We start from the raw sequence: 17,641 nt of genomic DNA on the forward strand, positions 1-17,641 counted from the left end.
TCCTTCGTTCAAACGCCGACGGGACTCTTGCCCGTTGGGTGGCCCGGAATGGTCGGGTCATACAGAAGGACGAAGGCTGCGAAGAGAAAGTTTCAGCTAATCTAAAATAAATGAACTGATCAGCGAGCAGCCATCTGGCCAGACATCAGCACGGGACCGGTAGGACCGCCGGATGGCGAGCCACCCTTCGGTTCCAGGCTTACGGCCAGCGTGACACCATTTGTAATACGGCGTCGCATCGTGTCTGGAACAATGACATCGCCGTTTGCGCCCTCCGGCATCAGACCGAGTGAAACCGGCGGGGCGTTTCCGTCAATCATCCACAGTTGCAGAGACTTCGGCTCCGCCTGGGTATTGGCGACAGGTGTCATGACGAGCCTTCCACTGCGCGGCTCGTAACTTGCGAGCAGGCTCATATTGGTCCCTTCCTGCCCTTTCAGTTGCGCCTGCATCTGTCCGCCTGTCTTCAGGGAAGACGGAGGCTGCAGACCAAAGATGGCGACACCAATCAGCATCAGGAACGAGGCAAGGGCCAAGGTTCGCCAAACAGGGGCCGATGACCACAGACGCTGCCCAAGTCCCGAAAGCTGCGCCTGTTGCGAGCCCCTCGTGAACAGGCGCTGTTGCACTTGCGGAAACACAGAGTCCGGTGGCAGTTGAGGAGTGTATTCATCATCCATGGACGACAGATTTTCCTGCCAGCGTGCGACCATAGCCGCAAAGGCGCGGTCGCGCCGAATTCGCTGTTCGACCTGCTGACGCTTTTCGGCGGGCAGCACGCCCAGAACATACTCGCCAGCAAGAACTTCGTCTCTTGCGCGATCCCCTTCGCTCTGGTCCGGCCTAGTCATCGGTCCATGCACTCTCTCAGTTTCAAAAGACTGCGCCTCAGCCACGTCCGCATCGTATTCAGCGGCACATCGTATCGTTCCGCCAGTTCCTGGTAACTCATGCCATCGACATAAGCCGCGCGAACCGCCTGTGCCCGATCAGGATCCAACTCTTGCATGCACCTGTCAATGCGCCTTCCTTCGCCACTGATCACAGTTTGCGCCTCCGGATCCGGAGCATCATCAACAAGGCTGTCCGCTTCATCGTCCAGATTTTCCGTCTCTTGCTTGCGGCTTCGCAGCACATCCAGCGAATGGTTCCGCGCAATCGCGCAGAGCCAGGGCATTGCGCTGGTCTGTCCTCCGACAAAACGGTCGGCGCGATACCAGATCTTGACGAAGATTTCCTGTAACGCATCTTCCGCATCCGACCGCACCTTGAGGAGACGAAGACAAATACCGAAAAGTTTCGGGGATGCGGCAAGATAAAGTGCGTGGAAAGCGGCACGATCCTGCAAGGCTACCCGGGCCAGCAGATCCGGGAGATCGGTCTCACCCATTGCACTCATCTCCCACGGCACATTTGGCAGTCTCAAGCCGCTTACGGTCATTTGTTTCAAACGGATTATTTCCTCCGTCAAAAACATGGGTTAAAAGGCCGCACCAAGGTTCCAGAGGTGTTTTCATGTCCCCTTCCGAAAGCGAGATGCAGGCCCAGTTGCTGGCGCAGGCCCTGCCCTTCATGCAGCGTTACGAGAACAAGACCATCGTCGTGAAATATGGCGGCCATGCGATGGGTGACGCGGCGCTCGGTCGCGCTTTCGCCGAAGACATCGCACTTCTCAAGCAGGCGGGCGTCAATCCGATTGTCGTGCATGGTGGCGGTCCGCAAATCGGCGCAATGCTCTCCAAGATGGGGATCGAATCCAAGTTCGAGGGCGGATTGCGCGTGACCGACCAGAAGACGGTCGAGATCGTCGAAATGGTGCTGGCCGGTTCGATCAACAAGGAAATCGTCGCGCTCATCAACCAGACGGGCGAATGGGCGATCGGGCTTTGCGGCAAGGACGGCAACATGGTGTTTGCCGAAAAGGCGAAGAAGACCGTGATCGATCCGGAATCGAATATCGAGCGCGTTCTGGACCTTGGCTTCGTCGGTGAAGTGGTGGAAGTCGACCGTACGCTGCTCGACCTTCTGGCGAAGTCGGAAATGATCCCCGTCATCGCGCCTGTTGCTCCGGGCCGTGATGGCGCGACCTACAACATCAACGCCGACACGTTTGCCGGCGCGATTGCAGGCGCGCTGCGCGCCGACCGTCTGCTGTTCCTCACCGATGTGCCAGGCGTGCTCGACAAGGACAAGAACCTGATCAAGGAGCTTTCTGTTGCGCAGGCGCAGGCGCTCATCAAGGACGGTACGATTTCCGGCGGCATGATTCCGAAGGTCGAGACTTGCATCGACGCCATCAAGGCGGGCGTCCAGGGCGTTGTCATCCTCAACGGGAAGACCTCGCATTCGGTTCTTCTGGAAATCTACACAGAAGGTGGCGCAGGAACACTCATCGTTCCCTGATATCGCTCAGACGAAAATGAGACCAAGGATGCCTGTCAGAATGAGCAGGCATCCCAAGACTTCCAGCCGGTTGATGCGCTCCTTGAACAGGAAGACCGAGGCTGCGAAGGTGAAGACGAGTTCGATCTGGCCCAGCGCCCTCACATAGGCCACCTGCTGCAGCGTCATGGCCGTAAACCATCCCGCAGATCCCAGAACACCGGCCAGCCCGACCAGCGCCGACGACCGCCAGGACCGGATGACCTTGCCGATTTCGGCACGGTCGGTAAACACCATCCAGACCAGCATGTAGAGCGTCTGGAACCCGGTGACAAAGGCCAGCGTGAAGGCTGCCTGCACCACGGCATTGGGTCCGTCCAGGGACAGAGACGCGCTGCGATAGGCGACGGCCGAGATTCCGAAGACACCGCCCGACGCAATGCCGATGAGGGCTGTGCGGCTGAAAAGCGCGGCCAATAGACTGCGTGCATTGAGTGGCGTGCGTGCAACCGAGATCAGCATGACACCGATAACGCCGATGATGATGGCAAGGACGGTTCCCGGCTGAAGTCTTTCGCCGAGCAGCACCAGACCGAACAGCGCCGCCTGCACGGGCTCTGTTTTCGAGTAGGCAGTTCCAACCGCGAAGTTCCGCAAGGAAAACAGATAGACCAGCATGATCGTCGCGTAGATCTGTGCCAGACCACCGAGGATTGCCCAGCCAACGAAGGGCCAGTTCATCTGCGGCAGAAAATAGCCTCCAACAAAATGCAGGGCAGCGACGTAGAGAACGGCAACCGGAAAACCGTAGCCGAAGCGCACGAAACTGGCGCCCCGGGTGCCGAGGCTGGAACGCAGATGACGCTGCAGGGCAGAGCGCAGATTCTGCAGGAATGCAGCCGCAATGGTGATGGGGATCCAGAGTTCCATCATGCTGGGCTAACATGCAGGTCATGAGCCGCCAAGTCCGCTCGGATGCGTAAGCGTTCTCCCCTTTCAATTCTCCTCGGCTCAAGGCATAAAGCGCGCATGGCAAAGATGACGAACATACCTGACCCCGCCGATTTCTCGCATGTCCGTGACTGGGTCTTCGACCTCGACAACACGCTCTATCCGCATCACATCAATCTGTTTGCGCAGATCGATCGCAACATGACGGATTTCGTCGCGACCCTTCTGCAGCTGGAGCCGGAAGAGGCAAGGAAACTGCAGAAACAGTACTATCATGAGCATGGGACGACGCTGCGCGGTTTGATGATCCATCATAAGATCGATCCGAATGCCTTCCTCGAAAAGGCGCATGCCATCGATTACTCGGCGCTCCTGCCACATCCCGAGCTGGGCGAAGCAATCAAGGCTCTCTCCGGACGCAAGTTCATCTTCACCAATGGCACCGTATCGCATGCGGAGGCTGCGGCCCGCGCGCTTGGCATCCTCGATCATTTCGACGATATTTTCGATATTGTCGCTGCCGATTACGTTCCGAAGCCTGCGGGTGAAACCTACGACAAGTTCACGCAGTTGAAGCGGATCGACACAGCCCACGCGGCCATGTTCGAAGACCTGCCGCGCAACCTCATTGCTCCACGGGCGCTTGGCATGAAGACGGTTCTTCTTGCACCCAGAAATCTGGGCGAATTCGTTATCGAGCGCTGGGAAGAGGTGCGCGAAGACGACGAGAACATCGATTACGTTACCGACGACCTTGCGACATTTCTGCAAACGTTGAACCGCGGTTGAACTGATCTCGCCACAACCGAGATTACCAAAGTTTCATCCAGCCTTACGGTTCTTTAAGTGGTGTCGGAACGGCTCTGCTCCTACCTTCGTTGTCATAAGACAAAGGGAAAGGAAGCAACCCACATGACACTCAAGAGAGTTGCACTCGCCGCGCTTGGCGCAACGTTTCTGGTGGGCGCGCTGGCGCCTGCAAGCTTCGCCGCGCCCGGTCGCCCGGACAGAGAAGGGCATGGCCCCCGTGGCGGGATGATGCAGGAACTGGTATTCGTACGGCTGTTGAAAGACGCCGACACGAACAAGGACGGCAAGATTACCAAGGAAGAAGTTGCCGCCTGGGAGACCAAGCTGTTCGATGCCGCTGACGCCAACAAGGACGGCAACCTGACGCCCGGTGAAATTCGCCAGTACCACAAGGCGCGCATGGAAGAATTCCGGGAGCAGCGCAAGGCTGAACGGGCTGCAAATGACCAGGCAAAGCCGGAAGAGCAGGCCAAGGGTGCCGACGCTCCGCCGCCACCGCCACCAGGCCCCGACGGCAAGCCCGACGGCAAGCCAGGCCATGGACCAAAGCATGGCGGCCATCACGACATGGCGGAAGGTCGCCACGGACGCGACCATGGCCGCGATCATGGGGGCAGAGACGATTGGGATGGTCCACGCAAGGGACCGGGCATGATGCCGGCAGCTGCCCTCATCCGCTTTGTCGATACGGACGAAAATGGGCAGATCAGCAAGGATGAAGCTGCCAATGCCGCAACGAAGCTGTTTGAGCGCATGGACCGCAACAAGGATGGCGTCATTTCCATCGACGATATCCCGAGCCAGCCGCTTTAATCGCGACCGGTAGCGCAGCGCGCTATCCAGCCGCTGCATTGCGAGGTCCGCTCCTGCCGCCGGGAGCGGACCTTTTCAGTCTCTACTCTTTCTTGCCGTTCAGGTCGTAGAAGTCGGCGATGACTTTCCAGGCCTGATCTGCTGTCTCCACGAAATTGATGAGATCCATATCGTCCGGAGCGATGGTGCCGAAATTGGCAAGCGCTTCGAAATCGATGATGCGGTTCCAGAATTCCGGGGCAAACAGGATCAACGGAACGCGTTCCATGCGGCGTGTCTGGATCAGCGTCAGCGCCTCGAACAGCTCATCCAGAGTTCCGAAACCACCCGGAAACACTACGACAGCGCGTGCACGCATCAAGAAGTGCATCTTGCGGATGGCGAAATAGTGGAAGTTGAAGCTCAACTCCGGCGTCACATACTGGTTTGGCGCCTGTTCATGCGGCAGAAGAATGTTCAAGCCGATGGTGGGGGCACCGGCTTCCGATGCGCCCTTGTTACCCGCTTCCATCACCCCGGGGCCGCCCCCGGTGACGACAACGAATTCCTGGTGATTCGAGAGTGCCGAATGGCGGGCGCACAGTGCCGCGAACTTCTCAGCCTCCTCGTAGAAAACGGAAGCCTTCTTAAGATTGTCCCGCTGAACATCGTTCTTGGCAGCCCAGGGTTCCGCGCCGGGTGCGGGAATGCGCGCACCGCCGAACAGTACGACTGTGGATTTGATGCCCATCTCGGTCAGCATCATTTCAGGCTTGAGCAGTTCCAATTGCAGGCGGACGGGGCGCAGCTCCGGGCGGCACAGGAAATCCTCATCCACATAGGCAAGGCGATAGGACGGCGACTCAGACTGCGGCGTCTTGGGAACCTGACGGGCGCGCAGCTTGTCGACGGAACTCGCCTTCAACGGATCCCATACACCATCCTTGCGCCGCATCTTCTTCTCATCGCCTGCTTTCGCCATTGCGCACAATCCCTCAAGATACGAATCACGGAGGGCGCCAATTCGCATTGACGCCCGGATGGCGCTCGCTTAGAGCAAAAGGCACCAATTTGCCAGTCGGCAAGAGAGCCTACCCCATCACGTTACGAGCGACAGCCGCAGGATTTCCCGATGACCAGCACAGCAAGCCAGGACTACGCCTCCCTTGAAGCCCTGATCGAAAAGGCTTTCGACGAGCGCGACAGCATTTCAATCAGCACGCGCGGCGAAGTGCGCGACAGCGTGGAAGAGGCGCTGAACCTGCTCGATAGCGGCAAGCTGCGCGTCGCAACACGCGGCGAAGACGGTAACTGGACTGTTCACCAGTGGCTGAAGAAGGCCGTGCTTCTGTCGTTCCGCCTGAACGACATGGAAGTCGTGAAGGGTGGTCCCGGCGCTTCCACCTGGTGGGACAAGGTTCCTTCCAAGTTCGAAAACTGGGGCGAAACGGAATTTCGTTCGGCCGGCTTCCGTGCGGTGCCCAATGCCGTCGTTCGCCGCTCCGCCTATATCGCGCCAAGCGTCGTGCTGATGCCCTCCTTCGTAAACCTCGGCGCCTATGTGGGCGAAGGCACCATGGTCGATACATGGGCGACCGTTGGCTCATGCGCCCAGATCGGCAAGCATGTCCATCTCTCTGGCGGTGTCGGCATTGGCGGCGTTCTGGAGCCCATGCAGGCAGGCCCGACCATCATCGAAGACAACTGCTTCATCGGCGCACGTTCTGAAGTGGTGGAAGGCTGCATCATTCGCGAAGGCTCCGTGCTCGGCATGGGCGTCTACATCGGCAAGTCCACCAAGATCGTGGACCGCGCAACCGGCGAAGTCACCTATGGCGAAGTTCCTCCCTATTCCGTTGTCGTTGCGGGCTCCATGCCCTCCGGCAACGCCACCATGGGCAATGGCCAGCCTGCGCCGCATCTCTATTGCGCGGTCATCGTCAAGCGCGTCGACGAAAAGACCCGCTCCAAGACCGGCATCAACGAGTTGCTGCGCGACTGATTGAGCATAGTGAGCATTGTCGAGATCATGGCTGTTACAGATCCTGTCCAGAACCTGCAGACGCTGATCCGCTGCCCTTCGGTCACACCGAAGGAAGGCGGGGCGCTTTCAGCTCTTACGGCCATGCTCGAACCACTGGGTTTTTCCGTCGAGCGTGTCACGGCTACCGAGCCGGGCACGCCTGACATCGAGAACCTCTACGCGCGCCTGGGTTCCTCCGGGCCGCACCTGATGTTTGCCGGTCATACGGATGTGGTTCCGGTTGGCGATGAAGCCTCTTGGACGCATCCGCCCTTCTCTGCCGATATTGCCAATGGTGAGATGTTTGGGCGCGGCGCGGTTGACATGAAAGGCGGTATTGCCTGCTTTGTCGCCGCTGTCGCTCGCCACATCGAAACACATGGCGCACCGAAAGGCTCCATTTCGTTCCTGATCACCGGTGACGAGGAAGGCCCTGCCATCAACGGCACCGTCAAGCTGCTGGAATGGGCGGCGGCGAAGGGTGAGCGCTGGGATGCCTGCCTTGTCGGCGAGCCGACAAACCCGGATCAACTGGGCGATATGATCAAGATCGGCCGTCGCGGTTCGATCTCAGGTTTCGTAACCGTGCATGGGGTGCAAGGCCATGTGGCCTATCCGCATCTGGCAGATAATCCCATTCGCGCTGTCACGGCCATGACCAAGGCATTGATGAGCCCGCCACTCGATGCAGGGACTGCCGAATTCCCGCCCACCAATCTCGAAGTCACGGCAATCGACACAGGCAATTCCGCAACCAACGTCATTCCCGCCAAGGCAAGCTTTGCCTTCAATGTACGCTTCAACGACACATGGTCGGCTGACAGCATTCAAGCCGAACTGATCCGGCGGCTGAACGAAGCTGCCACTGATCAGGAACTGCGCGCAGGCCGCCCCGCCATTCGCTATGACATCACCTGGTCGGAGCGACCAAGCCACGTGTTCCTGACCCGTGACGACGCGTTGATCTCGTCGCTATCCAAGGCGATCGAGGCGAAGACAGGCAGGCACCCTGCCCTTTCCACGACAGGCGGCACATCGGACGCACGGTTCATCAAGGACTACTGCCCGGTGGTGGAGTTCGGCCTCGTGGGACAGACCATGCACATGGTGGATGAGCGGGTGGCCGTGGCAGATCTGGAAAAGCTGACAGATATCTACGCTCACTTCATCGAGCAATGGTTCGAGAATGCCAAGGCTTGAAGAGGTCCGCTCCCTTTGGGGAGGACTGTGGCAGATTGCCCGTGGAGATGCCCGTGGACTGTCTCTATTCGACATTTCCGATGAGGGTCTGACACGCTCCTTCTGGGCCATCGCCTACTGCCTGCCCATCTTCCTGCTCAACGCAATCCTGCTTCGTGCCGCCTATATCGAGGTTCTCGCCGATCCTGCACGCGGACATGTGATCTTTGTGTTTCAGGCCATGGTGCTGCAACTGGCGAGCTGGGCCTTCGTCCTGATCTGCACCATCCTGTTCGGGCTGGCATTTGGTTATCGTCCACTACTGAGGCCGATGGTGGTCATGGCGAACTGGGGCAGCGTTCCCGTGCTTTACGCCATCGCCGGACTAGTTCAGCCGATCCTACATTTGACACGCGGAACCGGCCTCCTGTCCTGGATGCTGAATATGTCATTCTGGATTGTAGCAATCGCAATCCCGCTCTATCTCATCTGGCGTATTCTTCTGACACTCGTGGGCGGCCCAGCGTGGAAGCGTGGCGGTTTCCTGCTTCTGGTTCTGGCTGCGTCGCTCTGGGCCATCCGCACACTTGAAATATCTCTGGGACTCAATATTCCCTATCCGTGAAATCCTGTTCCATCGCGAGGCGTGATTCTTGCCCTCTTTCTCCGAAGTGAAGCTTTACGTGCTTGGTCTCTGGCTTCTGGTCAAAGGCGACCGGGCAGGATTGGCACTGGTCGATTTTACCGACCGTGGAATGATGCGCTCCTTTTGGGCCATCGTCTGGTGCATTCCGGCCATCGGCTTTTCCTGGATCTGGTGGCGGCTTGCCTTTCTGGAAACCATGCCCCCCGGCTTCCGGCTTGGCGGGATATTCTTTTTCCGCATGGCCCTGCTGGAGGCCTCGAACTGGCTGGTGCCGCTCGTTCTTGCCGGTCTGATGGCTCTCACAATGGGGCTTGCCCGACAATTCCCGGCCATTGTTTTCACGGCTAACTGGCTGTCCGTGCCATTTTCCTATCTCTACGGATTGCTCAGCATCTTGCTGGTGCTCATGCCCGGACTGACCGGCCTGATCGCTCTCATCTGGCTTGGTGCGATCGTGGCGCTGGTCGTCTGCCTGTCGCGCATCTTTCGCATGATCATTGGTCCGCAGGGATTGACGATTGCGACGCTGACAATGGTGCTGATCGTGCCGTCGCTGCTGCTGTCCGACGTCCTGGAACGCTTTCTCGGCGTCTATCCCGGCTGATCCGGATAATCGACCTGCATGAAGTAAAGTCCTTCCGGCGGAGCGACCGGCCCGCAGGCCGCACGACTTCTGGCCTCCAGCGCGGCGCGAACATCCTGCGGGCTCATCTTGCCCTCACCCGCCAGCTTCAGCGTTCCTGCGAAAGAGCGGATCTGGTTGTGCAGAAAGCTCTGGGCAGAAGCGCGGATCTCGATCAACTCTCCCTGCCGCGTCACATCCAGCCTGTCGAGTGTCCTGATCGGGCTTGCCGCCTGACAGTGCGCCGAACGGAAGGTGGTGAAATCGTGGTGACCGACAAGCATCTGCGCGGCCGCATGCATGGCTTCGTGATCGAGATCCTTGGACACCCACCAGGCACGCTTCGCTTCGATCGCCAGCGGCGCGCGACGGCTGATGATGCGGTAGAGATAGTGGCGGCGTAGCGCCGAGAAACGGGCATCAAAATCATCAGACACCCGATTGATATCGATGATCGACACCTTTTCGCTCGCCATCATCAGGTGTGCATTCAGCGCATTGCGCAGTTTGAAAGGCGCCCATTCGCGCGAAAGATCGGCATGAATGACCTGACCCAGCGCATGAACGCCGGAATCCGTTCTGCCCGCTCCGCGAATGACAACGGTTTCCGAGGTCAGCGACAGAATGGCCGCTTCAACTGCAGCCTGAACGGAATGACCGTTTTCCTGTCGCTGCCAGCCTACATAGGGCGTGCCATCATACTCCACGACCATCTTGTAGCGTGGCATCAACCAATCCTCAGACCGGGCGGCAACTGGGTACCGCGCAGAAATTCCTGTGCGTCGAGGGGCTTGCCACCGGCTTTTTGCAGTCGCTTCAACCGGACCGCACCAGAGCCGCAGGCAATGGACAGGCGATCATCCAGAACCTCGCCCGGCTGGCCATTTCCGTCTGCCAATTCACTCGACAGAACTTTGATACGTTCCGGCCTGCCGCCCAGTTCAACCTCGAACCATGCGCCAGGAAACGGCGAAAGACCACGGATGTGGTTGTGCACCTCAATGGCTGGGCGCGTGAAATCGATGCGAGTTTCGCTCTTGTCGATCTTGGAGGCGTAGAGAACGCCATCCTCCGACTGGGCAACCAGCGGCAGATTCCCATCTTCCAGCTTAGCCATGGCTTCTACCATGGCCTCTGCGCCTTGCTCCATAAGGATGTCGTGTAATTCGCCTGCGGTCATGGTCGCGCCAATTGCGACCTCGCGCGTCAGCGCGACAGGGCCCGTATCCAGCCCCTTTTCCATCTTCATCACCATCATGCCGGTCTTTGCGTCCCCGGCCATGATTGCGCGCTGAATGGGCGCTGCACCACGCCAGCGCGGAAGAAGCGACGCGTGGCCATTATATGCGCCAAGCCTCGCACCCTCGAGGATCTCGACCGGCAGCAGAAGCCCGTAGGCGACAACGACAGCCACATCGGCATTCAAGGCCCGGAATATCTGCCGATCTTCAGGATCCTTGAAGTTGACCGGGTTGAAGACCGGTATGCCCAGTTCTTCCGCAGCCTGATGGACGGGGGATTTTCGAAGATCCAAGCCACGCCGGCCACCCGGACGAGGCGGCTGGCTGTAGACGGCAACGATCTCATGACCCGCCTTGGCCAGAGCCTTCAAAGTCGGCACGGAAAAATCCGGCGTCCCCATGAAGATGATGCGAAGAGCCATTCAGACCTCCATCCTGACCGGTACGTATTGAAGATCAGCGCCGTGCGCGCTCAAACCTTGGCTTTGGCAGCCTTGGTGAACTTCTTGATGACCATTTCACGCTTCAACCGCGAGATATGATCGATGAAGAGCACACCGTTCAGATGGTCGATCTCATGCTGAAGGCACGTTGCCAGCAGGCCATCAGCCTCAAGCAGGTGCTCCTTGCCGTCCCGACCGACATGCTTGACCGTCACTGCCGCAGGACGCTCGACTTCCGCATAGTATTCAGGGATCGACAAGCAACCTTCTTCGTAAACGGAGCGCTCGTCCGAGCTTCTGACGATCTCGGGATTGATGATGACGATCGGCTTCTTTTCCTCATCCTCGCGCGAGACGTCGACCACGAGAATGCGGCGCGCAACGCCAATCTGGATCCCGGCCAGGCCGATGCCCGGCGCGTCATACATGGTCTCCAGCATGTCATCAGCAAGCTTGAGAACGTCGGAATCCACCTGCTCGATCGGCTGGGAAACCTGACGCAGAAGAGGATCGGGAAGAATGATAAGCGGCTTGATCGTCATGCGCCTCCCATAGCCGATCTTTTTGCAAGATGGAACATCCCTGCACGCGTCAAAAGGAACGCAAATGCAATTTGTTCTTGTTTTGATCTTCCTATCTGGACACGGTTGGGCTAGCTTCCGGTCATGCAAAGCCAAGACTTTTCGAATACAGACCGTTTCATGCAGCTCGTTGAAAGCAACAGCACTCTCCTCATCGTGCTGGGAGTGGCTGTGCTCGCGCTGCTGTTCTGGCTCTTACAAGCCCGTCGGTCCGGAGGCGAAGAGGCATTGGATCAGCGTTTTGCGGAACTGATGCGGGCGCAAATGGAGATGCAGGGACGCGTTTCCGCGATGACAGAAGCCATCGGCTTGCGGCAGGCGGAGCTCAATCGCGCCGTCAACCAGCGTCTGGATGGCATGGCCCATCGGCTTGGCAGCAGCATCGTCGAACAGACCAAGTCTACGCACGACAACCTTCGGCAATTGCAGGAACGTCTGGCAGTCATCGACGCGGCGCAGAACAATATCCAGACATTGGCAAAGGACGTCGTTGGCCTGCAGGCCATTCTTTCCAACAAGCAGACCCGCGGTGCCTTTGGGCAGGGCCGGATGGAAGCCATCATCGCCGATGCCTTGCCGAAGGGCAGCTATCAATTCCAGGCGACCCTTTCGAATGGAATGCGGCCCGACTGCCTGATCGACATGCCAAACGACACTCCGCCGCTGGTGATCGACGCCAAGTTTCCACTGGAAGCCTGGCATGCATTCCGGGACGCCACACAGCCGGACCTGCGCAAGGTCGCGGCACAACAATTCCGGCGTGATCTAGAAAAGCACATCAGCGATGTCGCGGAAAAATATCTCCTCAAAGGTGAAACACAGGAGACGGCCTTTCTCTTCGTGCCTTCCGAGTCGATCTTCGCCGAAATTCACGAGCACTTCGAGGCGTGCGTGACCAAGGCGCAACGCTCGCGCATCGTGATCGTATCGCCCTCCTTGCTGATGTTGTCCATTCAGGTCATTCAGGCTGTGCTGAAGGATCAGCGTATGCGCGAGCAGGCCCATCTCATCCAGGGCGAAGTCGCAAGCCTGATGGACGATCTCGGTCGTCTGGATGAGCGGACGCGAAAACTGCAATCCCACTTCGCGGCGGCGCAGAAGGACGTGGAGCAGATCCTGACATCCTCGGACAAGCTTGTCCGCCGCGGAGATCGCATTGCCTCTCTCGACCTGGCGCGCGAATCAACTCCAGCCGAAGCAACGACGGTGGAACCGAAAAGCATCGAAAGCAGAACGGGAATGCTGAAGCTCAGGGTGGTTGACGAGGATTGATGCTGTCGGGCAGTGTCTCCAAAACAGTTCGACACGACAGGCTCATATCATGATTACCGTTTTCGGCTCCATCAACATGGATCTCATCGCCACCACCACTCGTTTGCCGAAACCGGGCGAGACCGTTGCGGGACAAAGCTTCACAACAGCTGCTGGCGGCAAGGGCGCGAACCAGGCACTGGCGGCGCGGCGTGCAGGCAGCACTGTTCGCATGGCGGGTGCCGTGGGTGAGGACGGCTTTGCGGAACCCGCGCTCGCCTTGCTGAAGGAAGCAGGCGTGCTACTGGATACGGTGCGCCCGGTTTCTGACCCAACGGGAACCGCCATCATTCTCGTGGGCGGTGATGGCGAGAACATGATTGCGGTCGTGCCCGGCGCCAATGGGGTCGTTTCTGCGGAGGACGCAGAGAAAAGTGTTTGCCTGCTGTCGGAACGGGACATCCTGATGATGCAGATGGAAGTGCCCGCAGGCGCGATCGAAACTGCGTTTGGTCTTGCCAAGACGCAAGGAACCACCACCATCTTCAACACGGCCCCTTTAACGGATGACGCCATCCGGCTGGCTGGCCTCGCGGATATCGTCGTTTCGAACGAAACCGAATTCGAACTCCTCGTTGGTCGGTCTGGTCTCTCAGCTGATGAACGCGTTTCTGAGATGCAGCAGATGGCAGAAAGAACCGGCCAGACGCTGGTGGTAACGCTCGGTGCCGATGGCGTGGTAGCGATCCACAAGGGGCAGATCCTGAGAGCAACTGGCCTCAAGATAACACCCGTCGATACCGTTGGAGCAGGAGATACGTTCTGTGGTTATCTTGCTGCAAGCCTTGACCAGGGTTTTGACTTTGCCGCGGCACTCCGTCGCGCGGCCATCGCCGGTTCCCTTGCATGCCTGAAAGCCGGTGCACAGCCATCGATTCCCGCTTCGGACGGCGTTGCAGGGCATCTCTGATACCGGGGAGATTCCTGTAGCAGGCAAGGTCGGCAGGCTGCTGCATCACAGGATCCAGACAGGCGCTTGCACTTGCCGATCCCAGTTCCCATATGCTGTCGCACAGCCGCATGCCGTAAGGGTGCGTAATAGGTCGCTTGTTTCAAGGACTGTTTGATGAGCCGGATGACACCGTTTGCCAGCCCGCTTCTCCTGGGCTTCGACACAATGGAGAAGACACTCGAACGCCTGACCAAGGCCAATGACGGATATCCTCCCTATAATATCGAGCGCCTGCGCCCGAGCATTGGAGGGGAACCGGAAAAGCTGCGCATCACCTTGGCTGTTGCCGGTTTCGCCGAAGACGATCTGGACGTCACCGTGGAGGAAAACCAGCTCATCATTCGCGGACGCCAGGCTGACCCGGGCGAGAGGGAATATCTCTATCGTGGTATTGCCGCGCGCCAGTTCCAGCGAATGTTTGTTCTGGCAGATGGGATGCAGGTCGCAGGCGCCGGGTTGAAGAATGGGTTGCTCTCGGTCGATCTCGTACGGCCGGAACCGGAGCGCATGGTGCGAAAAATTAATATTTCCGTCTCAGACTGATCTTCGTGGCAGTTTTGCCAGAATCAGTAAGACGGAGGCGTCCATGCTCCTGAAGAACACCTCAGCCCAGTTGACACTCAACGAACTTGCGCATCTTGGCGCTGGCGAAGTGGGTTACATTCGTAAGATGCGCCTTGAAGATGTCAGCCGCTGCTTTCCGGAAGCTCCGGAAATTGATCCCGGCCTTGACCTCTGGGCGCTTTTCGGGGCCGATGGCACACCGATCCTTCTGACGGATAACCGTTCCAGCACGTTTTTCAAGGCAGCGGAAGACGACTTGAAGACCGTCAGCCTCCACTGAGAGGCAAACGGCCCGTCATGGTATTAAAGCGCGTCGCGATCTTTCAGATTCGCTCCTGACGCTTTAACTCTTTGTTTTCACGCATGTCGTTATCGCGAAAACGCGGCGCACTTTTGCGCGACATGCTTTAGATGACGGGCTGCCCAAGAGTTATTTATCGCTGCGATCTTCCCAAGCCAAACCGATTGGCACTTCAAGCGATCGAAACGCGCTCGAAGGTCAAGTAAGCGGATGAACGACCTTCGCGGCGAGCCTTCGCCTCGTAGCGCGTGCTGGGCCAGTTCGCAAACGGGGTCAGCCAATCGCTTGGCTCTTGCGCTGTCCAGGCGAAACCGCCATGCGAATGGGTATGTTGCAATGTCCAGTTGACGTAAGTGTCAATGTCGGAGGCAAAGCAAAACAGGCCGCCGGGCTTCAGGACACGATGGAAGCGGTTGAGATTGACCTGCGACACGAAGCGACGCTTCCAGTGCTTTTTCTTGGGCCATGGATCCGGATAGAGCAGATCAATCTGATCCAGTGATGCGTCGGGAAGCCAGTCCAGGAGTACCGTCGCATCATCGTCGTAAAGACGGATGTTGTTCACGCCCGCTTCTTCGACATGGGCCAGCAATTTAGCCATGGAATTGATGAATGGCTCGACACCGATGAAACCGGTTGCCGGGTTCTCCTTGGCACGGTGGATGAGATGCTCTCCACCGCCAAAGCCGATTTCCAGACGAATACGCTCAACAGGCTCTGGAAAAAGTTGCCCCAGTGCCGCGGGTGCGGGCTGGGACAAGTCCACCTTCAGTTCCGGGAGTCTGGTGGCCATCATGTCGGCCTGCCGCTCCCGCAATGGTTTACCCTTGCGCCGGCCGAAAAACGCCTCGGTGGCGCGCGACCGACGTTCGGAGTCCATCGCTTTTATCCTCAGTTTTTCAGAGCTTCCTTGAGCGGCTTTACGAGATCCAGTTTCTCCCAGGAGAACGAACCGTCGCGGCCGGCCTTGCGCCCGAAATGTCCATAGGAAGCCGTCTTTGCATAGATCGGCTTGTTGAGGTCGAGATGACGGCGAATGCCGGTTGGCGACAAATCGATCACCTGGCGGATAGCCGCCTCGACCTGGTCTTCGGTTACCTTGCCAGTGCCGTGCAGGTCAACATAGATCGACAGCGGCTGGGCGATACCGATCGCGTAGGACAGCTGGATCGTGCACTTTTCGGACAATCCCGCTGCCACGACATTCTTCGCGATGTAGCGTGCTGCATAGGCAGCCGACCGGTCGACCTTCGTCGTATCCTTGCCCGAGAAGGCACCGCCGCCGTGGGGCGCTGCACCGCCATAGGTATCTACGATGATCTTGCGGCCTGTCAGGCCTGCGTCTCCGTCCGGTCCACCGATGACGAATTTTCCGGTTGGATTGATGTACCACTTGCAATCGTCGGCAATCTTCAGATCACCAAGGGCTTCGCGAATATAGGGTTCGACAACCTTGCGGACCTTGGCCGAGTCCCAGCTTTCGTCCAGATGTTGCGTGGAAAGAACGATGGATACGGCTTCCGTGGGCTTACCGTCGACATAGCGCACAGTAACCTGGCTCTTGGCATCAGGTCCCAGTTTACCCACATCGCCTTCGCCCTTCTTGCGTGCGGTTGCGAGCAACTGCAAAATGCGGTGCGAATAGTAGATCGGCGCCGGCATCAGGTCCGGCGTTTCATTGCAGGCGTAACCGAACATGATGCCTTGGTCGCCAGCCCCTTCATTGCCCTGATGGTCGGCGGCGTTATCCACGCCCTGGGCAATATCGGCGGACTGGGAATGCAGCAGGACGTCGATCTTGGCGGTGCGCCAGTTGAAGCCATCCTGCTCGTAGCCGATGTCCTTGATCGCGCGGCGCGCTGCAGCTTTGAACTTTGAGGGATTGATGACCTCGTTGCCGTTCTTGTCCTGCTTCATCAGGCTCGGCGGCAGGCGAACTTCACCGGCGATGACCACACGGTTCGTCGTCGCAAGCGTCTCGCAGGCGATGCGCACCTTCCAGGGATCGACCCCCGTCTTGGCCGCCTCACGATAAACGAGATCCACGATTTCGTCAGAGATACGATCGCAAACCTTGTCAGGATGGCCTTCTGCGACAGACTCGCTGGTGAACAGGTAATTGGCGCGCATGCTGGGATTCCCCTCAAGAACAAACCGCAACTGTCCTAGTCACTTCCAATCGTCATGACAAGGACAGAACCACATAAATATATCTTTATATGGCACAGTCTGGTTTAAGAAGGGTAGCTTTCCCTATTTTTTCTGCCTCAAATGAAAAAAGCGGCCTTTCGACCGCTTCTTCCCGAACAATGTGGTCAACGTCAGTCCACATCACCGTCGGCGGCCAAGGCCTTCACAAGGTCCACAACCTTGCGACGGACCTTGGGATCGGAAATCTTGACGAAAGCGCGATTGAGCTGAAGACCTTCCGACGAGGAAAGGAAATCGACCACGTAATTTGAACTCGATGCCTCTGCCATGCCGCCCGGAGCGGAAGATTGCTCACCTGGCGCATCTTCGAAAAAGAATGAAACAGGTACATTCAGTATGCTCGAAATATTCTGCAAGCGGCTCGCCCCGACGCGGTTCGTGCCCTTTTCGTACTTCTGGATTTGCTGAAAGGTGATGCCGAGACTTTCTCCCAGCTTCTCCTGACTCATCCCCAGCATCGTGCGCCGAAGTCGGATGCGGCTTCCGACGTGTATATCAATCGGATTCGGCTTCTTCTTATTTTCCATCATTTCACGCGTCCTAATTTTTTCTCAATTGTCCCCACAGCCCGCAGAACGTGCAAATATACGTTATTGCTAATATCCGCTGCCCACACGGCTGATTGCAATAAG

21 protein-coding genes are annotated in these 17,641 nt (G+C 58.1%); 11 read left to right on the top strand and 10 right to left on the bottom strand.

What is annotated here, in order from left to right:
- Window positions 1-119 precede the first annotated feature (119 nt).
- Together G6N80_RS08985 and G6N80_RS08990 are read right to left on the bottom strand one after the other, a co-directional pair.
- Window positions 120-851, bottom strand: coding sequence for an anti-sigma factor (locus G6N80_RS08985; protein WP_165133145.1), 732 nt, complete (start codon window positions 849-851; stop codon window positions 120-122).
- Complete coding sequence (locus G6N80_RS08990) at window positions 848-1,390, bottom strand: sigma-70 family RNA polymerase sigma factor (RefSeq protein ID WP_062555224.1); 543 nt, start codon at window positions 1,388-1,390, stop codon at window positions 848-850. Before G6N80_RS08990 ends, G6N80_RS08985 begins: the two co-directional genes overlap by 4 nt.
- A 125-nt stretch (window positions 1,391-1,515) precedes the next feature.
- Between G6N80_RS08990 and argB the strand changes: the two genes are divergently transcribed.
- The gene (gene argB, locus G6N80_RS08995; protein WP_062555223.1) at window positions 1,516-2,403 is read left to right on the top strand and encodes an acetylglutamate kinase; all 888 of its coding nucleotides are present in this window, start codon (window positions 1,516-1,518) and stop codon (window positions 2,401-2,403) included.
- 6 nt (window positions 2,404-2,409) lie between these two features.
- Here the strand turns inward: argB and G6N80_RS09000 are convergent, their stop codons facing one another.
- Window positions 2,410-3,312 (bottom strand): DMT family transporter, encoded by a 903-nt coding sequence (locus G6N80_RS09000; protein WP_165136990.1) that lies wholly within the window; start codon window positions 3,310-3,312, stop codon window positions 2,410-2,412.
- Window positions 3,313-3,411: 99 nt separating this feature from the next.
- On the opposite strand from G6N80_RS09000, the gene G6N80_RS09005 reads away from it, so the two are divergent.
- Both G6N80_RS09005 and G6N80_RS09010 read left to right on the top strand, forming a co-directional pair.
- Window positions 3,412-4,122 carry a pyrimidine 5'-nucleotidase gene (locus G6N80_RS09005; RefSeq protein WP_165133148.1) on the top strand — a complete coding sequence of 237 codons (711 nt, stop codon included), beginning with the start codon at window positions 3,412-3,414 and terminating at the stop codon, window positions 4,120-4,122.
- A gap of 123 nt (window positions 4,123-4,245) precedes the next feature.
- Window positions 4,246-4,956: a hypothetical protein gene (locus G6N80_RS09010; protein WP_062555221.1), complete on the top strand. Its 711-nt coding sequence runs from the start codon at window positions 4,246-4,248 to the stop codon at window positions 4,954-4,956.
- A gap of 82 nt (window positions 4,957-5,038) precedes the next feature.
- Here G6N80_RS09010 and G6N80_RS09015 read toward each other — a convergent pair whose 3' ends face one another.
- Window positions 5,039-5,917: an LOG family protein gene (locus G6N80_RS09015; RefSeq protein WP_062555220.1), complete on the bottom strand. Its 879-nt coding sequence runs from the start codon at window positions 5,915-5,917 to the stop codon at window positions 5,039-5,041.
- 150 nt (window positions 5,918-6,067) lie between these two features.
- Between G6N80_RS09015 and dapD the strand changes: the two genes are divergently transcribed.
- The 4 genes from dapD to G6N80_RS09035 are packed head-to-tail and all read left to right on the top strand — an operon-like array spanning window position 6,068 to window position 9,387.
- Window positions 6,068-6,937 carry a 2,3,4,5-tetrahydropyridine-2,6-dicarboxylate N-succinyltransferase gene (gene dapD / locus G6N80_RS09020; RefSeq protein WP_062555219.1) on the top strand — a complete coding sequence of 290 codons (870 nt, stop codon included), beginning with the start codon at window positions 6,068-6,070 and terminating at the stop codon, window positions 6,935-6,937.
- A 27-nt stretch (window positions 6,938-6,964) separates the two neighbouring features.
- Complete coding sequence (gene dapE, locus G6N80_RS09025) at window positions 6,965-8,158, top strand: succinyl-diaminopimelate desuccinylase (protein WP_165133151.1); 1,194 nt, start codon at window positions 6,965-6,967, stop codon at window positions 8,156-8,158.
- Window positions 8,145-8,762 (top strand): hypothetical protein, encoded by a 618-nt coding sequence (locus G6N80_RS09030; RefSeq protein ID WP_062555218.1) that lies wholly within the window; start codon window positions 8,145-8,147, stop codon window positions 8,760-8,762. Before dapE ends, G6N80_RS09030 begins: the two co-directional genes overlap by 14 nt.
- 28 nt (window positions 8,763-8,790) lie before the next feature.
- Window positions 8,791-9,387, top strand: coding sequence for a hypothetical protein (locus G6N80_RS09035; RefSeq protein ID WP_062555217.1), 597 nt, complete (start codon window positions 8,791-8,793; stop codon window positions 9,385-9,387).
- Here G6N80_RS09035 and truA read toward each other — a convergent pair.
- The 3 genes from truA to def are packed head-to-tail and all read right to left on the bottom strand — an operon-like array spanning window position 9,375 to window position 11,631.
- Window positions 9,375-10,133, bottom strand: coding sequence for a tRNA pseudouridine(38-40) synthase TruA (truA, locus tag G6N80_RS09040; RefSeq protein WP_165133154.1), 759 nt, complete (start codon window positions 10,131-10,133; stop codon window positions 9,375-9,377). The two genes, G6N80_RS09035 and truA, sit on opposite strands and share 13 nt — an antisense overlap.
- Window positions 10,133-11,068: a methionyl-tRNA formyltransferase gene (gene fmt / locus G6N80_RS09045; protein ID WP_165133157.1), complete on the bottom strand. Its 936-nt coding sequence runs from the start codon at window positions 11,066-11,068 to the stop codon at window positions 10,133-10,135. The genes truA and fmt overlap by 1 nt, the downstream gene beginning before the upstream one ends.
- 50 nt (window positions 11,069-11,118) lie before the next feature.
- Window positions 11,119-11,631 carry a peptide deformylase gene (gene def / locus G6N80_RS09050; RefSeq protein ID WP_062555214.1) on the bottom strand — a complete coding sequence of 171 codons (513 nt, stop codon included), beginning with the start codon at window positions 11,629-11,631 and terminating at the stop codon, window positions 11,119-11,121.
- A 123-nt stretch (window positions 11,632-11,754) separates the two neighbouring features.
- On the opposite strand from def, the gene G6N80_RS09055 reads away from it, so the two are divergent.
- The 4 genes from G6N80_RS09055 to G6N80_RS09070 all read left to right on the top strand — a co-directional run bounded on the left by G6N80_RS09055 (window position 11,755) and on the right by G6N80_RS09070 (window position 14,777).
- Window positions 11,755-12,942 (top strand): DNA recombination protein RmuC, encoded by a 1,188-nt coding sequence (locus G6N80_RS09055; RefSeq protein ID WP_165133160.1) that lies wholly within the window; start codon window positions 11,755-11,757, stop codon window positions 12,940-12,942.
- Window positions 12,943-12,991: 49 nt separating this feature from the next.
- Window positions 12,992-13,891, top strand: coding sequence for a ribokinase (locus G6N80_RS09060; RefSeq protein WP_165133163.1), 900 nt, complete (start codon window positions 12,992-12,994; stop codon window positions 13,889-13,891).
- Between the two features lie 156 nt (window positions 13,892-14,047).
- Window positions 14,048-14,476, top strand: a complete 429-nt coding sequence (locus G6N80_RS09065; protein WP_062555211.1) for an Hsp20 family protein — start codon at window positions 14,048-14,050, stop codon at window positions 14,474-14,476.
- 43 nt (window positions 14,477-14,519) lie between these two features.
- On the top strand, window positions 14,520-14,777 hold the full coding sequence (locus G6N80_RS09070; RefSeq protein ID WP_062555210.1) for a BQ00720 family protein: 258 nt from the start codon (window positions 14,520-14,522) through the stop codon (window positions 14,775-14,777).
- A gap of 193 nt (window positions 14,778-14,970) precedes the next feature.
- Here G6N80_RS09070 and trmB read toward each other — a convergent pair whose 3' ends face one another.
- The 3 genes from trmB to G6N80_RS09085 form a co-directional block, all read right to left on the bottom strand.
- A complete protein-coding gene (trmB, locus tag G6N80_RS09075) occupies window positions 14,971-15,678 on the bottom strand; it encodes a tRNA (guanosine(46)-N7)-methyltransferase TrmB (RefSeq protein WP_165133166.1) in 708 nt (235 codons plus the stop codon).
- A gap of 11 nt (window positions 15,679-15,689) precedes the next feature.
- Entirely contained in the window at window positions 15,690-16,928 is a 1,239-nt protein-coding gene (gene metK / locus G6N80_RS09080) for a methionine adenosyltransferase (protein ID WP_062555208.1), read from the bottom strand.
- 191 nt (window positions 16,929-17,119) lie between these two features.
- Window positions 17,120-17,539 (bottom strand): helix-turn-helix domain-containing protein, encoded by a 420-nt coding sequence (locus G6N80_RS09085; RefSeq protein ID WP_062555207.1) that lies wholly within the window; start codon window positions 17,537-17,539, stop codon window positions 17,120-17,122.
- Between the last annotated feature and the right edge of the window lie 102 nt (window positions 17,540-17,641).

Origin of the sequence: Rhizobium rhizoryzae, assembly GCF_011046895.1 — a bacterium.
GTDB lineage: Bacteria > Pseudomonadota > Alphaproteobacteria > Rhizobiales > Rhizobiaceae > Neorhizobium > Neorhizobium rhizoryzae.